This window comes from Arenibaculum sp. (genome assembly GCF_035998295.1).
Classification (GTDB): Bacteria; Pseudomonadota; Alphaproteobacteria; order Azospirillales; family Azospirillaceae; genus DASYHS01.
In genome coordinates, this window is sequence record NZ_DASYHS010000236.1 from 1 (window position 1) to 3,933 (window position 3,933).

3 protein-coding genes are annotated in these 3,933 nt (G+C 70.2%); 1 reads left to right on the forward strand and 2 read right to left on the reverse strand.

The window, feature by feature from the left end; genetic code table 11:
- Positions 1-56: 56 nt before the first annotated feature.
- A complete protein-coding gene (locus VGO20_RS22485) occupies positions 57-848 on the reverse strand; it encodes a hypothetical protein (protein WP_327504624.1) in 792 nt (263 codons plus the stop codon).
- Between the two features lie 158 nt (positions 849-1,006).
- Positions 1,007-1,609, reverse strand: coding sequence for an HD domain-containing protein (locus VGO20_RS22490; RefSeq protein WP_327504625.1), 603 nt, complete (start codon positions 1,607-1,609; stop codon positions 1,007-1,009).
- 143 nt (positions 1,610-1,752) lie between these two features.
- Between VGO20_RS22490 and glgX the strand changes: the two genes are divergently transcribed.
- On the forward strand, positions 1,753-3,933 hold a 2,181-nt coding region (glgX, locus tag VGO20_RS22495; protein ID WP_327504626.1), incomplete at its 3' end, for a glycogen debranching protein GlgX.

Consider the following 3,933-nt stretch of genomic DNA (forward strand, 5'->3'; position numbering starts at 1 on the left):
CCACGCGGAAACCGCGGGCGGCGCGCCGGTCGACGGCTATTCGAACGGCTTGCGCGTCACTGCACGACGATGGCGGCCGGCGGCTGCACCGGCGACATCGCGGGGTCCCGGGCCGGCGAGACCGGCGGCATCGTCCCCGGCGCACCGAGCGTCCCGGACGGCCGGCTCATGCCCGTGGCACCCGGGGCCATGCCGGGAGCCATTCCGGGAGCCATTCCGGGCGTGCCGACGGACGGCTGGCCCTGCATCGCGCCGGTGCCCTGGCCGGCCGTGCCAGTGGCGCCGAGCGTGCCGGTGACCTCGTCCCGCGTGACCGGTCCCTCGCGCAGGATGTCGCCGGTGGCGGCGTCGATCACGACCGCCACCATGTCGCCTGCGACGTTCTCGACCGTCGCGACGTAGTTCTCGGCGCGCTTCTCGATGTCGACGATGCGCTGGAAGCCCAGCCCGCCGAAGCGGTTGAGAAGCGTGGTCTGGACCAGCTCGAGCTCACGCTGCTCGGGGCCCATGCGCTCCCGGATGTTCTCCTCGACCGGCGGGACGAGGCCGATCTCACCGCCGGCCTGGCCCTGGGTCATCGGCTGGCCCTGCCTCATCGGCTGGCTCTGGCCCATCATCTGGCCCTGCCCCATCGGCTGGCCCTGGCCCATCATCTGGCCCTGACCCATCGGCTGGCCCTGGGGCATCGGCTGACCCTGGCGCATCATCTGGCCCTGCCCCATGGCCTGACCCTGGCCCATCGGCTGGCCCTGGACCATCGGCTGGCCGGTCGCTCCCGTCTGCGCGAGTGCGGCCGGGGCGGCCGCCAGCATCAGCGCAAGGGTAAGGGTTGAAACGGACGTCCTCATATTCGGCCTCCGGGATCATTCGACTGCATTGCTGCGGGCGCGCCGCCACAACGCGGGCCGGCGACCGCGACCACCGTTGGCAACCGACGCGAACCCGTTCGGTTCCCGCCGCCTGCCCCGATAGGGATGGGCAGTGGTGGTAGATCCGGGCGAGGGGCTCAGGAGTTCCGGAAGGAGGGCCGCAGCGTCCGGTAGCGCTCGACGAAGGCGGCCAGGGCGTCGTCGGGGGACAGCGGCACGATCGCCACCGGATCGGGGGCCGGCAGGTCGTGCCAGTTGACCCGGTGGGGCGCGCAGAGGTCGCGCAGCTCGGTCGCGAGCGCCCGCTGGTCGGCGAGCTTGACCTCCGGCGGCTCGGGATGGCGGAACCCGAAGCGGTACGCCAGCGCGGCCTTGAGCGGCTCGACCGCGGCGCGGATGGCGTCGCGTCCGATCCGCACCTTCCAGGGCGTGGGCCAGTCGCCGGTGAACGCCTCCTCGCTGTCGTGCATCAGGGCGTCGTACTCGAAGCCGGGAGATGCCAGCCGGCTCGCGATCACGCAGTGCTGGGCGACGCTGTAGAAGGCGCGGGTATTGCCGACGAAGCGGCACTGGTACGCGAGCGGCCGGGCGACGTCCTCGATGTCGAAGCGGCTGAAGTCCGGCCGCTCCAGGTCCACCGTGCGCCCGGAATAGGTCAGCATGACCGACGTCGCCTCGGGGATGTCGAGCAGGTCGAGCTGGTCGGGGTGGGTCTGGGGCTTTTGTCGATGGAGTTTCATTCTGCCTGGGCCGCGGATCTGCAGGACGTCCTCCCAGGCTAATGCGCCCGCGCCGCGCGGCCAAGCACCCAGTCGAAGCGGGTCGCGGACCTTTCGGCAGCCACCCATGTTATCCGCAGATCACAATCGAGCGAGGCCACGCCGTGACGAGCATCCCCGGGACACACGTCGTCCGCAAATCGCGCGTGCAGGAAGGATCGCCCTTTCCGCTGGGGGCCACCTGGGACGGGCTCGGAGTGAACTTCGCCCTGTTCTCCGCCAACGCGACCAAGGTCGAGCTCTGCCTGTTCGACGCGGCCGGCCGGCGCGAGCTGGAGCGGATCGAGCTGCCGGAATACACCGACGAGGTCTGGCACGGATACCTGCCGGACGCCCGGCCGGACACCGTCTACGGCTACCGGGTCCACGGCCCCTACGAGCCGCGCGCCGGCCACCGCTTCAACCCCAACAAGCTCCTGCTCGACCCCTACGCCAAGGCGCTGGTCGGGACGGTCCGGTGGTCGGACGTCCATTTCGGCTATCGCATCGGCTCGTCCAGGAACGACCTGTCCTTCGACCGGCGCGACAGCGCGCCGGGCATGCCCAAATGCCGCGTCGTCGACCCGGCATTCACCTGGGGCCCGGACCGGCCGCCGCGGGTCCCGTGGGACCGCACGGTCGTCTACGAGCTGCACGTGCGCGGCTACACCATGATGCACCCGACCGTGCCGGCGCCGCTGCGCGGCACCTTCGGCGGGCTGATGCAGCGCGAGATCGTCGACTACGTCCGCTCGCTGGGCGTCACCGCGATCGAGCTGCTGCCGGTGCACGCCTTCATGGACGACCGGCACCTGGTCGAGCGGGGACTGCGGAACTACTGGGGCTACAACACCATCGGCTTCTTCGCCCCGGACCCGCGCTATCTCTCCAAGACCACGGTCACGGAGTTCAAGGAGATGGTGGCCCATTTCCACGACGCTGGCATCGAGGTGATCCTGGACGTCGTCTACAACCACACGGCCGAGGGCAACGAGATGGGCCCGACGCTGTCGTTCAAGGGGATCGACAACGCGTCGTACTACCGGCTGCTTCCCGACAATCCCCGCTACTACATCAACGACACCGGGACCGGAAACACGCTGAACCTCAGCCACCCCCGCGTGCTGCAGATGGTGACCGACAGCCTGCGCTACTGGGTCACGGAGATGCATGTCGACGGCTTCCGGTTCGACCTGGCGACGATCCTGGGGCGCGAGCCGCACGGCTTCGACCAGGGCGGCGGCTTCCTCGACAGCTGCCGCCAGGACCCCGTGCTCTCGCGCGTGAAGCTGATCGCCGAGCCCTGGGACATTGGCCCCGGCGGCTATCAGGTCGGCGGCTTCCCGCCGGGCTGGGCAGAATGGAACGACCGGTTCCGCGACGCGGTGCGCAGCTACTGGAAGGGCGATTCCAGCATGGTCCCCGAGCTTGCGGCAAGGCTCACCGCCTCGGCCGACTCCTTCGGCCACCGCGGCCGGCGCCCCTGGGCGAGCGTCAACTTCGTGACCGCCCATGACGGCTTCACCCTCAACGACCTCGTCTCCTACAACGACAAGCACAACGAAGCGAACCACGAGGACAACCGCGACGGCCATTCGGACAACCATTCCTGGAACCACGGCGTCGAGGGCCCGACCGACGACCCGGAGATCCGGACCCTGCGGGCGCGCCAGATGCGCAACCTGCTGGCGACGCTGCTGCTGAGCCAGGGGACGCCGATGCTGCTGGCCGGCGACGAGTTCGCGCGGACCCAGCACGGCAACAACAACGGCTACTGCCAGGACAACGAGATATCCTGGATCGACTGGCAGGGGATCGACGATGACGGCCGCGCCCTGACCGAGTTCGTGCGCCGGCTGATCGCGCTGCGCCAAGCGTATCCGCTGCTGCGGCGCTCACGGTTCCTGACCGGCGAGTACAACGCCGACCTCGGCGTCAAGGACGTGACCTGGATCACCCCTGCCGGCACCGAGAAGACGGCCGAGCAATGGCAGGACCCGCAGGCGCGTGCGCTCGGCATGCTGATGGACGGCCGCGCCCAGGCCACCGGCATCCGCAGGCCCGCTTCCGACAAGACGCTGCTGCTGATCGTGAACGCCCACCACGAGTCGGTGCCGTTCCGCCTGCCCGAAGTGGTCGGCGGCCGGGAGTGGAGCTGCCTGCTGGACACCGCCCGCCCCGACCTCGACTCCGAGGCGCCGCCGACCGCCTCCAGCGGCGACGAGGTCGACGTGACGGCGCGCTCGCTGCTGCTGTTCGAATTGCGGCCGGCCGGCCGGGGCGACGCCCTCCAGAGCGCGGCGCGC

Bases quoted from the DNA above. Each gene is read 5' to 3' on its own strand.
- VGO20_RS22485 (WP_327504624.1), bottom strand. From the start codon at position 848: ATGAGGACGTCCGTTTCAACCCTTACCCTTGCGCTGATGCTGGCGGCC.
- VGO20_RS22490 (WP_327504625.1), bottom strand. From the start codon at position 1,609: ATGAAACTCCATCGACAAAAGCCCCAGACCCACCCCGACCAGCTCGAC.